Origin of the sequence: Segniliparus rugosus ATCC BAA-974 (assembly GCF_000185725.2) — a bacterium.
GTDB lineage: Bacteria > Actinomycetota > Actinomycetes > Mycobacteriales > Mycobacteriaceae > Segniliparus > Segniliparus rugosus.
Genome location: NZ_KI391953.1, coordinates 1140106 through 1154776 on the forward strand (window position 1 = coordinate 1140106; position 14671 = coordinate 1154776).

Here is a 14671-nt window from a genome sequence, read left to right on the forward strand (position 1 = left end):
TTGAACAGAGGAAAACACATGGGAGCATTGGACGGACGCGTCGCGGTGATCACCGGGGCCGGACGCGGCATTGGACGCGAGCATGCGCTCTTGTTCGCGAAGGAAGGCGCGAAGGTCGTGGTCAACGACCTCGGCGGAGCGAACGACGGCACCGGCCAGGACGCCGGGCCCGCGGCGGAAGTCGTCAAGGAGATCCTCGCCCTCGGCGGCGAAGCCTCGGCGAACACGAACAACATCGCCGAATGGGACGGGGCGAAGGACCTCGTCGGCCAGGCGGTCCGCGACTTCGGGCGGTTGGACGTCGTGGTCAACAACGCGGGCATCCTGCGCGACGGGTTCATCGCGAGCCTGTCAGAGTCCCAGTGGGACTCGGTTGTCGCCGTGCATCTGAAAGGCCACTTCAACGTGCTGCGGCACGCCTCGGAGTACTGGAAAGAGGAGAGCAAGGCGGGCCGCCAGCCCAATGCCTCGGTCATCAACACCGTCTCGGACTCCGGGGTGACCGTGCCCAACGACGGCCAGGCCAACTACGGGGCGGCGAAAGCCGCCATCGCCGCGCTCACCCAGGTCGCGGCCAGCGAGCTGGAACGTTACGGGGTGCGGGCGAACGCCATCGCCCCGATGGCCCGCACCCGGCTCACCCTCGCCACGCCCGGCATGGGCGCGATTTTCGCCGAAGAAGTGCCGGATGGCGAGTTCGACGGGTTCTCCCCGGCGAACATCTCCCCGCTCGTGGCGTATTTGGCCACGGCGGACTGCGAGGTCACCGGCAAGGTGTTCCGCGTCGGCGGCGGGTATATCGCCGAACTGGGCGGCTGGCACGAAGTGAACAGCTATGAGACCGACGGCCCGTGGAGCGTCGATCTCGTCGCGAAGCATCTCGCAGGATAGGAGGACCAGCATGTACGAATGGTCAGAAACCGACCTCTTGGTCCAAGGCGCGGTCCGCGAGTTCATCGCGAAGGAGATCGAGCCGGTGCGCGACCAGCTCGAATCCGGCGAACTCACGCCGTATCCAATCATCCGCAAGCTCTTCGTGGACTTCGGGATCGCCGACATGGCCGTCGCGGCGCTAGAGAAGCAGCTCGCTAGGAAAGAGGAGCGCGAGGCCGCGAAAGCCCGTGGCGAGGAGCTGCCCAAGAAGGAGAAGACGTCCGCCGCCGGGCTCGGGGCGGACGGCCAGGACAGCCTCATGGCAGTGCTCTCCAAAGAGCTGGCAGGGGTGAGCCTCGGCATCATCGCCTCGATGGGGGTGAGCCTTGGGCTCGGAGCCGGGACCATCATGGCCAAGGGCACCCTCGCGCAGCAGAAGCGCTGGCTGCCGCAGCTGGTGACGGCGGAGAAGATCGCCGCATGGGCCATCACCGAGCCCGACTCGGGCTCCGACGCGTTCGGCGGTATGAAGACCACGGTGCGCCGCGACGGCGAGGACTACATCCTCAACGGCCAGAAGACCTTTATCACCAACGGGCCCGACGCCGACGTCATCGTGGTCTACGCGAAGCTGGACGACGGCTCCGGGACCGACCGCCGCGCCCGCAAGGTGCTCACCTTCGTGCTCGACACGGGCATGGAGGGCCTCGTGCAGGCCAAGCCCTTCAAGAAGATGGGCATGAATTCCTCCCCGACCGGGGAGCTGTTCTTCACCGACGTCCGGCTCTCGAAGGACCGCCTCCTCGGCGAGACCGAGGACCACGAGTCCGGCGACGGGCGGGAGAGCGCCCGGTCGAACTTCGTGACCGAGCGGACCGGGATCGCCTCGCTCTCGCTCGGGATCATCGAGGAATGCCTGCGGTTGTGCACGGAGTACGCGCGCACCCGCAAGCTGTGGGGCCAGGAGATCGGCAGCTTCCAGCTCATCCAGCTCAAGCTCGCCCAGATGGAGGTCGCGCGGATCAACGTCGAGAACATGGTGTTCCGCACGATCGAGATGGCCCGCGCGGGCAAACAGCCCACCCTCGCGGAGGCCTCGGCGATGAAGCTCTATTCCTCGCAGGCTGCGACGGAAGTCGCGATGGAGGCGGTGCAGCTCTTCGGCGGCAACGGCTACATGCGCGAATACCGGGTCGAGCAGCTGGCCAGGGACGCGAAGTCGCTCATGATCTACGCCGGCAGCAACGAGATCCAGGTGACGCACATCGCGAAGGGACTGCTCTCGGCCTAGCCGCGCGCCGTAGGATCCAAGCGGGTCCGCCTTCTCGTGGGTCCGCCGGGGTCTGCTCGTCCTCGCCCTTGTCGCCGCCGGGTGCGCTTCGGAGGACGCTCCGCTGAACGAGGCGCTCAACGCCCTTCCCCCAGCTGCGGACACCAGCGTCGTGCAACCGGCGAACGGGGAGCTACGCGGCGGCCTCTGCGATGCCCGCGCCGTTGTGATCCCGGCGCGCGAAACGGAATAAGCCCCCGCGCCGCTTTGGTTGTTCCCGGTATGACGGAGCACAGCGAAGCGCAGTTGCGGCACACCTTGCCGAAGGGCATGAAGTGGTACGACCCCGGCGCGACGGGCTTGGTGAACCCCGGCGTGCTCGAAGAGTTCCAGGCGAACGGCGGCAAAGTCGGCGGACGGTACGCGGGCATGCCGCTGATCGTCCTGCACTCGGTCGGCGCGAAGTCGGGCGAGCCGAGGACGAACCCGCTCTACCATTTGGACGTCGACGGGCGGTGGTTCCTCGTCGGCTCCTACGGCGGCAGCCCCAAGGCTCCGGGGTGGGCGCACAACCTGCGCGCGAACCCGAAGGTCCGGGTCGACGTCCCCGGCGAGGAGGGCTCGGTGCGTTCGTTCGAGGTGACCGCGCAGGAGCTGGCCGGGGCCGAGCGCGAGAGGATCTGGGCGGTGCTCGTCGGGAGGGCTCCCGGCTTCGCGGAGTATCAGAAGAGCACCAGCCGGGTGATCCCGCTCTTCGAGCTGGTGCGAGGATGGCAGCCATGAGCGGCGCAGAGCAGATCGGGCATGGGAAGACCGTGTTCGCGAACCGGGCAGAGCTGGACGCGTTCAACGAGGACGTGGTGGCGCAATTGCGCCGCACCGGAGGCGTGGTCGAGGAGGGGCCGTACGCGGGGGCGGACCGGTTCCTTGTGCTGCACTCGGTCGGCGCGAAGTCGGGCGAGCCTCGGCAGACCCCGCTGTTCTATCTGGACGTGGAGGGCCGTTGGTACCTGATCGGCTCGTTCTGGGGGAACCAGAAGCATCCGGCCTGGGTCTACAACCTGCTCGCGCATCCGAACGTGCGGATCGAGGTGAAAGGCCAGACGCTCGAAGCCGTCGCGCGGGAGCTGGAGGCCGAGGAGCGCGAGGAGATCTGGGCGCGCCTTGTCGAGACAGCTCCGAATTTCGCCGAATACCAGGCGAAGACCGACCGGCGCATCCGGCTCTTCGAACTCGTGCGCTGAGCGGAGCGGTCCGCCGCGCGAGCTGGGATCTCGCGCCTCCCGCAGTCGGAATCGCGCATCGGCTACCGGTAGGGTGGATGTGTGACAGATCATGAGATCGATGAGGCCGAGGCGGTCCTCCCAGAGGCGGTTGTTCCCGAAGAAGAGGAAGAAGAGACCGGCGAGGAGCTGGGCGAGCACGAAGGGCCCGAACTCTCGGACGGCGGGATCGTCCGTCGTCTGCTCGCGGAGTTCCTCGGGACGTTCTTCCTTGCTTTGGTGATCGCCTCGGTCGACGGCTCGACGGCTCCCGCGCTGGTCGGCCTGTCCGCCGCTGTGCTGTTCTTCCTCTTCGGGCCGGTCTCGGGCGGTCATTTCAACCCGGTCGTCACCGCTGCGGTCGGCCTGCTCGGCCGAATCCGGGCGGAGTTGGCATGGGTGTATTTGTTCGTGCAGTTCACGGCGGGTTTCGCGGCGTACGGCCTCGTGTGGGCGATGCGTCCGCCGCTGGACGACGCGGCCCGCTCCGCGCTGCGCGCAAGCGTGGACCATCTGGTGGGCGCGCGGCAGGGACAGGTCCCCTGGTTCCTCGCCCAGTGGCCGCTTTTGATCCTGCTGCCCGCGCTGTTGGTGGCCGCGGTGCTCGCGGCTCGGGACAGGTTCCGGCAGGAGCCCCAAGCCGCGGCGTGGATCGGGGCCGCGGTCGGCGCGACGTTCTGGCTGGGCAACATGGTCTATCCCGCCGCGAGCGTGCCGGACGTGGTGTTCAACGGGTACGCGTCGGCCTTTCAAGCGCTGCCGGTCCTCGTGCTGTTCCCGCTGATCGGCGCGTACATCGGCGCGCTCTTGTACCGGGAGCTCGTCGCGCCGCGCCCGGTCGCGGAGGCGGAGGAAGCGGAGGAAGATGAAGAGGACACGGAAGAGGAGGAGGAAGAAGCGGACTCCGAGTTCGTCGAGCCCGAGCCTGAGGATCAGGAGCCCGAGCCGGAGGAAGAGGACACGGAGGCAGGGGATCAGAAGCCCGAGCCTGAGGATCAGGAGTCCGAGCAGGACGGGCCTGGCGAGGGCGAGACCGCGCAAGAAACTCCTGTTGAGGGCGAAGATTCGCAGCAGCACGAGTCCTCGTGAGATGATGGTGCGTTGACAGAGCTGACAGAACCGCGCCGACATCGTCCCTGAGGCCAAAGGACACGCAAGATCCCCACTTTCGCTGACACCACGTTCACCGACCCCGCGCGCATCCGCAACTTCTGCGTGATCGCGCACATCGACCATGGCAAGTCCACCCTGGCCGACCGGATGCTCCAGCTCACCGGGGTCGTCGACGAGCGCTCGATGCGCGCGCAGTACCTGGACCGGATGGACATCGAGCGCGAGCGCGGCATCACCATCAAGGCGCAGAACGTCCGTTTGCCCTGGCAGACGGACGGGGAGGACTACGTCCTGCACCTGATCGACACCCCCGGCCACGTGGACTTCACCTACGAGGTGTCCCGCGCGCTCGCGGCGTGCGAGGGCGCGATCCTGCTCGTGGACTCCACACAGGGCATCCAGGCGCAGACCCTCGCGAACCTCTACCTCGCGATGGACCGCGACCTCACGATCATCCCGGTGCTGAGCAAGATCGATCTGCCCGCCTCCGAGCCGGAGCTGCACGCGGGCGAGCTCGCGCACATCCTCGGCTGCGACCCCGCCGACGTGCTCTCGGTCTCCGGAAAGACCGGCGAGGGCGTCAAAGAGCTGCTCGACGCGGTGGTCCGGCTCGTGCCCGCGCCGAAGGGCGACGCGGACGCGCCCGCCCGCGCGATGATTTTCGACTCCGTTTTCGACACCTACCGGGGCGTGGTCACCTACGTGCGGGTGGTGGACGGGAAGCTCACCCCGCGCGAGCGCATCCAGATGGTCTCGACAAAGGCACAGCACGAGCTGCTGGAGATCGGAATCGTCTCCCCGGAGCCCAAGGCGTGCGAAGGCCTCGGGGTCGGCGAGGTCGGCTACCTCATCACCGGCGTGAAGGACGTGCGCCAGTCCAAGGTCGGCGACACGGTGACCAGCGCCAGGAACGGGGCGACTGACGCCTTGCCCGGCTATCGGGAGCCAAGGCCGATGGTCTTCTCCGGCCTGTACCCGATCGACGGCTCGGACTACCCGAACTTGCGCGAGGCCATCGAGAAGCTGCAGCTCAACGACGCGGCGCTGACATTCGAGCCCGAGACCTCGGTGGCGCTGGGCTTCGGCTTCCGCTGCGGCTTCCTCGGCCTCCTGCACATGGAGATCACGAAAGAGCGGCTGCTGCGGGAGTTCGGGCTGGATCTGATCGCCACCGCGCCCGCCGTGGTGTACCGGGTAGAGCTGGACAACGGGTCCGAAGTGACCGTGACCAACCCGGCGGAATGGCCGAGCGGGAAGGTCGCGCGGGTCTTCGAGCCGGTCGTGCGCTGCACCGTGATCGCGCCGAACGAGTTCACCGGCGCGATCATGGAGCTGTGCCAGTCCCGGCGCGGCGAGCTGACGAGCATGGACTACCTCTCGCCGACCCGGTTGGAGTTCGTCTACCAGATGCCCATGGGCGAGATCATCTTCGACTTCTTCGACGAGCTCAAGTCCCGCACCAGGGGCTATGCCAGCTTGGACTACGAGCGCTCGGGGGAGTGGGAGTCGGACCTGGTGAAGGTGGACATCCTCTTGCAGGGCGAGGCGGTGGACGCGTTCTCGGCGATCGTGCACAAGGACGCGGCGCAGGCGTACGGGGCGAAGATGACCGGCAGGCTGCGCGAGCTTATCCCGCGCCAACAGTTCGAGGTGCCGATCCAGGCCGCCATCGGCTCGAAGATCATCGCCCGCGAGAACATCCGCGCGATCCGAAAAGACGTGCTCGCGAAATGCTACGGCGGCGACATCACCCGCAAGCGCAAGCTCTTGGAGAAGCAAAAAGAGGGCAAGAAGCGGATGAAGACCATCGGACGGGTGGAAGTCCCGCAGGAGGCGTTCATCGCCGCGCTCACAGTCGGGGACGAGGGCAAGAAAAAGGACTGAGCCGGCCCGAGGCCGTCACGCGGACGGACGGGGCGGGGGCGGCGGCGCGCCGTTCGAGTGGGCGCGGCAGGAGACGAAGCCCATCCCGTCCCCCTCGGTCAGCACCGCGCCGTTGTGCCTGAGCACGCAGTGCAGCTTGATGGTCCGGTCCACCGGCTCGGTCTTCGCCTCGATCCAGGCGTGCGTCCACCCGTCCCCGAGATGGACCTGCACGGTGAACGGGGGTTTCGTGTTCTGCTGCCCCTCGGCGGCGCGGAACTTGCCGGGCTCGTCGCCCGGCCGGGTCTCTTTCAGGTAGCGGACCCGCACCGCGCCCTGCCCGAGCGAGGTGATCTCATAGGTGACGTCGGAGTCTTCGTCCTTGGCGTTCGATTCGCAACCGGAGAAAACCAGGCCGCCCGCGACGAGGACGGCTGCGAGCTGGATCGGCCGCATCGTCTATTTGCTCTCGTCCGCCGCGCCCCTCGGGGCGTCGCAGCTCACGGACTGGTTGCCGGTCTTGGTGGCCACCACGGTCCCGTCGTGTTTGATCGTGCAGGTGAGCGTGGCCTTGGAGTCTTTCGACGACGCGGCGCGGGCGTAGATGTGCGCGCGGTCCCAATAGTCGCCGAGGGCCACCTCTTTGGTGTAGGGGACAGCAGCGTAGTCCGAGCTTCGGCGCGAGTTGACCTTTCTGTTCGGGCTGTTCTGGTCCATGTGGGAGAGGTAGTTGATCTTGACCTTGCCGGTGAGCCCGTTTGCGGTGATCTCGTAGGTCACGTTGTGGTCCCCGCTGCCGCTTTTGTGGTCGGCGCAGCCGGAGACCGCGGAGCACAGGCAGAGCGGCCCGATGAGAAGGGTACGTCGCATGGCGGAAGTATAGCCATGCGAAGGAGGCGGCTCGCGGCGCTTTGCCCGCCCGAGGTTCGATATCGCGAATTCGGTTGTTCCCCTCGGCCTGAAATCGAGTGCCCGAAGGTGCCTCGAGGACGCGGGCGCTTTGGTTCCATCGGGACCGTCGGCGGCTCCCACGAGAACGCCCCCGCCGAGTCGTGCCGTCAGAGCCAATGGTGCATATAAAAGGTGGTCGTGCGCCACTTCTTCCCGAACGGGATCCGGACCGGGATCCGAGCGAGGATGATGGCTCCGTCGATCAGACCCACCAATTCGCTACGAGTCAAGTCCCAGACGAACCAGCGCACGAAGGGCCGCACAGCCCTTGTGACCAGCGCGTTCATCTTCCCGTCCGGCAGGCACCAGTCCAGCAGCGTGACCGGATGCCCCGGAGTCTTCGCGTCGTCGACCACGACGCAGCGGAAGTCGAAGACCTCTTCTCCCCGCGCTTCCCGCACGCCAGGGAGCCGGGGGTAGCCGGGGAACATGATCCGCCAGACCCAGCGGAACCCCCAGGCGGTGTTGGTGATGCCCCAGCGCCCCTCGTCGTAGAAGTGGTGGCCTTGCCACCAGCGGCCCAATCCGAACCGCAGTGCCGCGTCGACGAGCCTGCCGTAATGGCTCGCGATGTAATGGGCTTGAGTGAGCCCGGTTCTCGTCCCCAACGGCTTCCCGCGCAAGAACACCGCCTCCAAGGCGGCCATTCGTCCCGCGCGTCCCAGCGCGTCGATCCACAGCGCCGTCAAATCGCTTGCGGCAGCGGGGTCGGCGGCGGCCAGCTCGTCCAATCCGGCGAGCACGCTTTCAGGGGCGGAGTTGATCAGGCGGGTCCGTGAGGCGAACGCCTCCCGCAACTGCGGAGCGAGTTCTTCCAGTCTCTGCGGCGACGGCCAATCTGGCATGGTTGTGGTCTTCCTTTCGAAAAGGGATAGGGACTAGGCCGAGGTCGGTTTCGGGGCGCTCATCGGGCCGCCCTCGATCTCGCGGATCACCCCGCGCAACGCGAACTCGAAGATCGGACGCAGGATCGGCGCCAGCCAGCGCAACGGCAGCCAGCCGATGAAACGGATCTTCATCGCCCACGTCCAGCGCAGCCGCGTCCCCTTCCCGTCCGCGGTCGGCTCGATCAGGTACTCCTCCAGCCACGACCCGAAGAACGGCAGAGTCGCGTTGTCCACGGTGTACGCGATCTTGCGCAGCGGCTCCCAGTGCAAGATCCGCTCGTGCTGGGAGTAGTAGAGCCAATCGAACACGTACATCTGCCAGTCGCGGACCACGCCGGGAGCCCCGCCGCCCGCAGGGTAGCGCGGACCCCAGCAGGTCGGCAGCCAGGACCACATCCGCTCGCCGCTGATCGCGCCCCAGACCTGCTCGACCGAGTACGGGTACTCGGCCTCGCTCACGACGCAGTACTGCGCCCGCTCGACGAACTCCGGATAGCTCTCGGCGGACACCGGCTCGGTGGCCTGGAAACGGCGCTTTGCGAAGAAGGCGTACGGCATCGGCTACCCCTCCTCGGCGGGCACGGGGACGGCAGCCGCCTCGACGGGCACGGCAGCCTTCGCGTCCGCAGCCGGCCGCCGCGCGGGCAACGTCGCGAAGGTGTAGTCCTCCCGAGGGAAGCCGACGCTGTTCTTGCGGGAGCTTGTGACCGTCCACGGGCGGACGTAGATGGCCTCGCCCTGGGAGTTGACGAAATACGTGTTCGACCCCGCGCAGCGGACGCTGAAGTAATGGTGCAGGTTGCGGCCGTTCTTGACCATCTCCGCCTGGAACCAGTCCTGCGCCTCCTGGCGCACCTCCATCCGCGTCGCCTTGCGCGTGCGCGCCTCGCCGAGGGCGGCCCCGATGTGGCTCATGGCGATCTCCAGGATCGAGTGGAAGGCGTTGCCGGTCCACGAGTACGGGCCGACGAGCACCCAGCGGTTCGGCAGCCCCGCGACGGCGGTGCTGTGATAGGTGCGCAGCCCCACGGTGTTGTAGAACTTCCCGAGGTCGAAGCCGTTATGGCCGATCACCGTGCCCTCGCGGTAGGTCTCCGGGTCGGAGAACATCTCGTAGCCGGTCGCGAGGACGAGCGCGTCGATAGGATGCTCGACCCCGTCCGAGGTGACCACGGCGTTCTTGGTGATCCGCTGGATCGAGGTGGTGTGCAGCTGCACGTTCGAGCGGTTGAACACCGAGAGGTAGCCTCCGCCGAGGGTGCCTCGGGTGCAGCCCGCGCCGAACTTCGGCGTGAGCTTCTTGCGGTTCTCCTTCGACCGCACGGTCATCCGCAGCCATAGCTTGTACAGCTGCAAAGCTCCGATGTCGAAGATTTTGGCCGCAGGCTGGAACACCGCGTCGGGAGTGTGGATCAGCACCGCGAGGCCGACGTCGACGCACGCGAGGATAGCCCTGTTGGTCAAACCGGCGACGCCGGGGATCTTGAGCAAAGAAGTGAGCCAGCGAGGGGTCTTGAAATCCGGTTTGGGGAAGTACCACTGCGTCGTGCGCTGGTAGATGTCGAGCGAGGAGACCTGCTCGGCGAGCGCGGGCGCGATCTGCACGGCGCTGGACCCGACCCCGATGATCGCCGCGCGCTTGCCCGTGAAGTCGTAGTCGTGGTCCCATCGGGCCGGGATCATGGTCTTGCCCTCGAACTCGTCGAGGCCGGGGATGTCCGGCTTGTCCTTCGGATTGATGTACGCGCCGATCGCGCTGAGCACGAACCTCGCGGTGATGATCTCGCCGCCCTCGACATGCAGGAGCCAGCGGTGGTTCTCCTCGTCCCACTCCTCCTTGACGATGTTGGTGTTGAACCGCACCTTCTTGTCCAACCCGGCCTGGAGCGCCAGGCTGACGTGGTACTCCTGGATCTGCGCCCCCTTCGCGAAGAACCGGTCCCAGTCGGGCTTAGGCGCGAAGGAGAACTGGTAGACGAGGAAGGGGAGGTCGGCCCCGACGTTCGGGTAAGTGTTGGCCAGCCAAGTGCCGCCGAAATCGTGGTCGCGGTCGACCAGGAGGATATTGTCGATCCCCTGCTCCTGCAGTTTGATCCCGGCGCAGATGCCGCCCGCTCCAGCGCCGATGACCACCACTTCGTACTGCGGTTCGTTGTGACTTGCCACTCGAATCTACCTCACATGATCGCTTGTCTGTGGGAGTCAAACTAGCACAGATCGGAGCGATTTGTGAATCCCGGTCATATATTGAATCAAAGTCAACGGAGTGGGGCGGAGGAGAAGACAGGTTGCGCCGACATGCTGCGGGGAGGCGCGGAGCGAAGCGCGCCGGGGCTCCGGCGCGCCGGGCTTGTCCAAAAACGGCTCAGGGCCGGTCAGAATCTCTTCTGACCGGCCCTGGTCTCTGTGGAGCTGAGGGGAATCGAACCCCTGACCTCTTCGATGCGAACGAAGCGCGCTACCAACTGTGCTACAGCCCCAGCGCTCTGACTGCTGTCAAAGCTCGACCAGTGTAGCTGATCGATGTGCCGGTTCTCAAATCCGTCCCAGCCGTGCGGCCTGTGCTTCGGCGCTACTCGCCGGAGGCGCGGCGGAGCCTGCCTTCGTGCGGCGAGGGCAGGTCTGCGAAATCGGGGTCGTCGTCGTCGATGGCAACGACCTGCGGGCCCCTTGCTTTCTTGGCGGGGCGCTGCGCGGCGCGTTCGCTCCGCCCCGGCTCGCGCTGCGGGGCGGGGGCGCGGCGGGCGGGCTCGGCTTCCCCACGCGTGTGCTGCGTGCGGGCGAAGCGGGCCATCCGGCGCGCGCGGATGCGTTCCTCGATGCGGACTTGGCGGCGCAAGTAGGCGAGGTAGCCGACGAGGGCGGTGGCAATCGCGGCCACCGCGTACCAGACCAAGGAGCTCATCGCGAAGGCGAGGACCGCTGCGGCGATGAGCGAGATCAACAGGCCCAGCACGATACGTTGGCGGACCGCGTAGCGCTGCGCGCGGGCCGAGGCGTCGGCGGTCGGGTTGTAGCCGCCCCTGCCGAGCCGGTGGGCGAGGCGTGCGAGCTGCTCGTCCTCCAGCTCGTCCTGTTCCTCGAGTTCGGAGTATTCGTCCGCCTCCGCCGTGTCGGCGATGGCGACGATTTCGGCTTCGTCCACGATCTCCTCTTCCCGCGCCCGTCTCGGCGGCACGTCGTCCTCGACGAACTCGGCTTCGTCGGCGACCTCGAAGTCCTCGTCGTGCTCTTCCGCGAAGACTTCGGCGACAGGGCGGCGCGCGGTGCTCGCCTCTTCTTCGTCTTCCTCCTCGCGCTCGACCGGGGCGTCGCCGGCGACGCCGGGACGAATGCGGTGTTTGAGCTTGTCCAGTCCCCCCCGGAACAGGACGCGGGTGTTGAGCGCTGTCTGGCTCACGGTCATCACCTTCGGGCGGCGGTTGACGAACATGGGGACGAGGACGAACAACCACACCACCACGAGCAGCACCGAGAGGATCGAATTGGGCACTGACACCTGACCCAGCTCCTTCACGCGTCGATCGACAAATTACACATGTGTGATTTCAGAGTAGCCGCGCCTGCTAGGCCGCCGGGGGTGCCGCGCCGAGGATCTTGCCCTCCCGGACGAGCCGGGCGGCGATCCCGCTGCCGGTCTCCGGGGCGGTGAGCCCGTAGAGGAGGTGGTCGCGCCACTCGCCTTGCACGCGGAGGTAGTCCCGGATGAGCCCTTCCTGGCGGAAGCCGAGCTTGCCGAGCACGGCTCTGCTCGGATGGTTCTCGGCACGGACGGTCGCCTCGATGCGGTGCAGCCTCAGCGGGCCGAAACACCAGTCCAGCGCCAGCGCTCCCGCCGCCGTCGCGACCCCGCCGCCGCAGGCGCGGGCGGCGACCCAGTAGCCGAGCCACGCGGACTGCAGCGCGCCGCGCTGCAGTCCGCCGATGGTCAATTGGCCCGCGTATTTCTGGTTGACCTCGATGACCAGCGGATACACGAGCCCTTTTCTGGTCTGGGCGCGCAACTGCCGCCAGAGCGGGAACCAGTTCTGCGCCTGGTGCCTGGTTTCCCAATCCTGCCAAAGCCCCGGCTCCCACGGTTCTAGATGCGCCTGGTCGACGGTCCTCGCGTGGCTCCAGAGATGCGCGTCGGTCAGTCGGATCGGGCGCAGCCGGACCTCGCCGGCGGGGGTTCTGACCGGGCCGAGAACGGGATTCCTGACCGCTGTTGCCAGTTCAGCCTCGTTGCCCCAGGAAGATCACGTCCACCGACTCGCCTTCGCGCACGCCTGAGGCGTTCTCGGGGATGTTGATCAGACAGTTCGCCTCGCCGAGCTGGGAGAGCAGGTGCGGATTGCTCGCGAGCACGCCGCCGAGGGGTTCGACCAGGTATTCGCCGGTCTCGTCGTCGCGCATGAGCTTGCCCCGGATGTAGCTGGTCCGGCCTAGCACCGAGGCGAGCGTCTCGGTCGCCACCGCTTTGATCACCCGCCGTTTGGGCGAGAGCCTGCCCAGCGCCGCGCGGATCAACGGGCGGATGATCACCTCGAACACCACGAGCGCGCTCACCGGGTTGCTCGGGATGAAGAACGTCGGGACGCCTTCCTCGCCGAGCGCGCCGAAGCCCTGCACCGAGCCGGGGCTCATGGCGACCCTGGAGACTTCCCACGGGCCGAGCTCGGAGAGCGCCTGGTTCACGTTGCGGCCGATGTCGCCGCCGACCGGCCCCGAGATGATGACCACTTCTGCGCGGCCGAGCTGGCCCTCCACGATGTCTTTGATCTCGCGCACGTCGTGCGAGACGATGCCGACCCGATGCGCCTCTGCCCCGGCGTCCCGCGCCGCCGCCGCGAGGGCGTACGAGTTCACGTCGTACACCTGGCCGTTGCCGGGGGTGCGGTCCACGTCGATCAGCTCGCCGCCGACCGACAGCACCGAGACGCGGGGTTTGGGGTGCACGAGCACCCGGTCGCGGCCGACCGCCGCGAGCAGGCCCACCTGCGCGGGGCCGATGATCGTGCCCGAGCGGACGACGACGTCGCCCGCCTTGAGGTCGTCGCCCGCCTTGCGGACGAAGTCACCCGACCGCACGCCGAGGTCCACCCGGATGCGCTCGATGCCGCCGTCGGTGAACGCGATCGGCAGGACGGCGTCGGCGAGGGAGGGCAGCGGCGCGCCGGTCTGCAGCAGCACGGCCTGGTGCGGCTGGAGCCGGGCTGGCTGCTTGCTGCCCGCCTCGATGTCGCCGACCACCGGCAGCACCAGCGGGTCGGGATGCGGGTCCTCGTCGCTCGGCTCCGGCAACGACACGTCGACGCCTCGGACGGCGTAACCGTCGACGGCGGCCTGGTCGAAGCCGGGGAAGGAGCGGCCGGAGATGACGTCCTCGGCGCACTGCAAACCCTGCGCCTCGGAGATCGCCACGCGGATGGGGCTCGGGGCAACGGCGGCGGTGAGGACGCGCCGGAGCTGTTCAGCGACTGATCGCACGCGGGGAGCTTAACTCAGCCCGAGCCTGCTGATCAACCAAGCGCGCAGGCCGGGCCCGTACTCTTCTCGGTCCAGCGCGAAATCGACGCAGGCTTTCAGGTAGCCGCCAGGGTTGCCGAGGTCGTGCCGCTCGCCCTCCCAGACGACGATGTGGACCGGGTGCCCCTCCTCGATGAGCAGGCTGATCGCGTCGGTGAGCTGGATTTCCCCGCCCGCGCCCGGCGCGACCCGGCGCAGCGCGCTGAAGATCTGCCGGTCCAGGATGTAGCGTCCGGCGGCGGCGAGGTTGGAGGGCGCCTTGTCCGCTGACGGCTTCTCCACCATGCCCCGGACCCTGCGCACTGGGCCTTCGGGCTCCACCACGTCGAAAACGCCGTACGCGCTGATCTCCTCCGGCGGGACCGGGAATGCGCAGAGCACGCTCCCGCCCCGTTCCGCCCGGACTTCGGCCATCCGCTCCAGCACCCCCACCGGCAGCACGAGGTCGTCGGGGAGGAGCACCGCGATGGCGTCGTCGCCGTTGACGTAGAGCGACGGGGCGACTTGGGCGATGGCGTGGCCCAGCCCGAGCGGCTGGTTCTGGGTCACCGACTCGACTTTGATGAGGCTGGGGGCGCGGCGCACCCGTTCGAGGATCGCGGATTTGCCCCGCGCCTCGAGGACGCCTTCGAGCACGAGGTCTTTGACGAAGTGCGCGATGACGCTGTCTTTGCCCTCCGAGGTCACGATGATGAGCCGGTCGGCCCCGGCGGCGGCGGCTTCCGCCGCGACGAGCTCGATCCCCGGCGTGTCGACGACGGGGAGGAGCTCCTTCGGCACGGTCTTGGTGACGGGGAGGAAGCGCGTGCCCATGCCGGCCGCCGGGACGACCGCCGTGTGGGGCATGCCGGGGCGGGGCACGGGGGGAGGGGTGTTCTCTTGCGCAGCCATGTCTGACAGCCTAAAGGGTCGGATCGGAAAATGCCTGGGGAGGACGGTCGGAA

Annotated in this window: 15 protein-coding genes and 1 tRNA gene; 6 read left to right on the forward strand and 10 right to left on the reverse strand. The window is 67.6% G+C overall.

Annotated elements, in window-relative coordinates; all coding sequences use genetic code 11:
* Window positions 1-18: 18 nt before the first annotated feature.
* From HMPREF9336_RS05585 to lepA, 6 genes are all read left to right on the forward strand, one after another.
* A complete protein-coding gene (locus HMPREF9336_RS05585) occupies window positions 19-891 on the forward strand; it encodes an SDR family oxidoreductase (protein ID WP_007469837.1) in 873 nt (290 codons plus the stop codon).
* A 10-nt stretch (window positions 892-901) separates the two neighbouring features.
* Complete coding sequence (locus HMPREF9336_RS05590; RefSeq protein ID WP_007469838.1) at window positions 902-2164, forward strand: acyl-CoA dehydrogenase family protein; 1263 nt, start codon at window positions 902-904, stop codon at window positions 2162-2164.
* Between the two features lie 261 nt (window positions 2165-2425).
* On the forward strand, window positions 2426-2926 hold the full coding sequence (locus HMPREF9336_RS05595) for a nitroreductase family deazaflavin-dependent oxidoreductase (RefSeq protein ID WP_007469840.1): 501 nt from the start codon (window positions 2426-2428) through the stop codon (window positions 2924-2926).
* Complete coding sequence (locus tag HMPREF9336_RS05600; protein WP_007469842.1) at window positions 2923-3387, forward strand: nitroreductase family deazaflavin-dependent oxidoreductase; 465 nt, start codon at window positions 2923-2925, stop codon at window positions 3385-3387. Before HMPREF9336_RS05595 ends, HMPREF9336_RS05600 begins: the two co-directional genes overlap by 4 nt.
* Window positions 3388-3468: 81 nt before the next feature.
* Window positions 3469-4494 (forward strand): aquaporin, encoded by a 1026-nt coding sequence (locus HMPREF9336_RS05605; protein ID WP_007469844.1) that lies wholly within the window; start codon window positions 3469-3471, stop codon window positions 4492-4494.
* Between the two features lie 69 nt (window positions 4495-4563).
* Window positions 4564-6402: a translation elongation factor 4 gene (gene lepA, locus HMPREF9336_RS05610; protein ID WP_040584646.1), complete on the forward strand. Its 1839-nt coding sequence runs from the start codon at window positions 4564-4566 to the stop codon at window positions 6400-6402.
* A gap of 15 nt (window positions 6403-6417) precedes the next feature.
* On the opposite strand, the gene HMPREF9336_RS05615 is transcribed toward lepA, so the two are convergent.
* From HMPREF9336_RS05615 to HMPREF9336_RS05660, 10 genes are all read right to left on the reverse strand, one after another.
* Window positions 6418-6837 (reverse strand): hypothetical protein, encoded by a 420-nt coding sequence (locus HMPREF9336_RS05615; protein WP_007469847.1) that lies wholly within the window; start codon window positions 6835-6837, stop codon window positions 6418-6420.
* A 3-nt stretch (window positions 6838-6840) separates the two neighbouring features.
* Window positions 6841-7251 carry a hypothetical protein gene (locus HMPREF9336_RS05620; protein ID WP_007469849.1) on the reverse strand — a complete coding sequence of 137 codons (411 nt, stop codon included), beginning with the start codon at window positions 7249-7251 and terminating at the stop codon, window positions 6841-6843.
* A 188-nt stretch (window positions 7252-7439) separates the two neighbouring features.
* Window positions 7440-8075, reverse strand: a complete 636-nt coding sequence (locus tag HMPREF9336_RS05625) for a hypothetical protein (protein ID WP_040585095.1) — start codon at window positions 8073-8075, stop codon at window positions 7440-7442.
* 135 nt (window positions 8076-8210) lie between these two features.
* Window positions 8211-8777, reverse strand: a complete 567-nt coding sequence (locus HMPREF9336_RS05630) for an SRPBCC family protein (protein ID WP_007469854.1) — start codon at window positions 8775-8777, stop codon at window positions 8211-8213.
* Window positions 8778-8780: 3 nt separating this feature from the next.
* Window positions 8781-10385, reverse strand: a complete 1605-nt coding sequence (locus HMPREF9336_RS05635) for a flavin-containing monooxygenase (protein ID WP_007469856.1) — start codon at window positions 10383-10385, stop codon at window positions 8781-8783.
* A gap of 241 nt (window positions 10386-10626) precedes the next feature.
* Window positions 10627-10699 (reverse strand) — tRNA-Ala (locus HMPREF9336_RS05640).
* A 92-nt stretch (window positions 10700-10791) separates the two neighbouring features.
* Window positions 10792-11718 (reverse strand): divisome protein SepX/GlpR, encoded by a 927-nt coding sequence (gene sepX, locus HMPREF9336_RS17400; RefSeq protein WP_021030165.1) that lies wholly within the window; start codon window positions 11716-11718, stop codon window positions 10792-10794.
* Between the two features lie 67 nt (window positions 11719-11785).
* A complete protein-coding gene (locus HMPREF9336_RS05650) occupies window positions 11786-12433 on the reverse strand; it encodes a GNAT family N-acetyltransferase (protein ID WP_040584647.1) in 648 nt (215 codons plus the stop codon).
* A gap of 1 nt (window position 12434) precedes the next feature.
* Entirely contained in the window at window positions 12435-13688 is a 1254-nt protein-coding gene (gene glp / locus HMPREF9336_RS05655) for a molybdotransferase-like divisome protein Glp (protein ID WP_007469862.1), read from the reverse strand.
* A gap of 9 nt (window positions 13689-13697) precedes the next feature.
* Window positions 13698-14573, reverse strand: coding sequence for a UTP--glucose-1-phosphate uridylyltransferase (locus HMPREF9336_RS05660; protein ID WP_425277261.1), 876 nt, complete (start codon window positions 14571-14573; stop codon window positions 13698-13700).
* Window positions 14574-14671 lie beyond the last annotated feature (98 nt).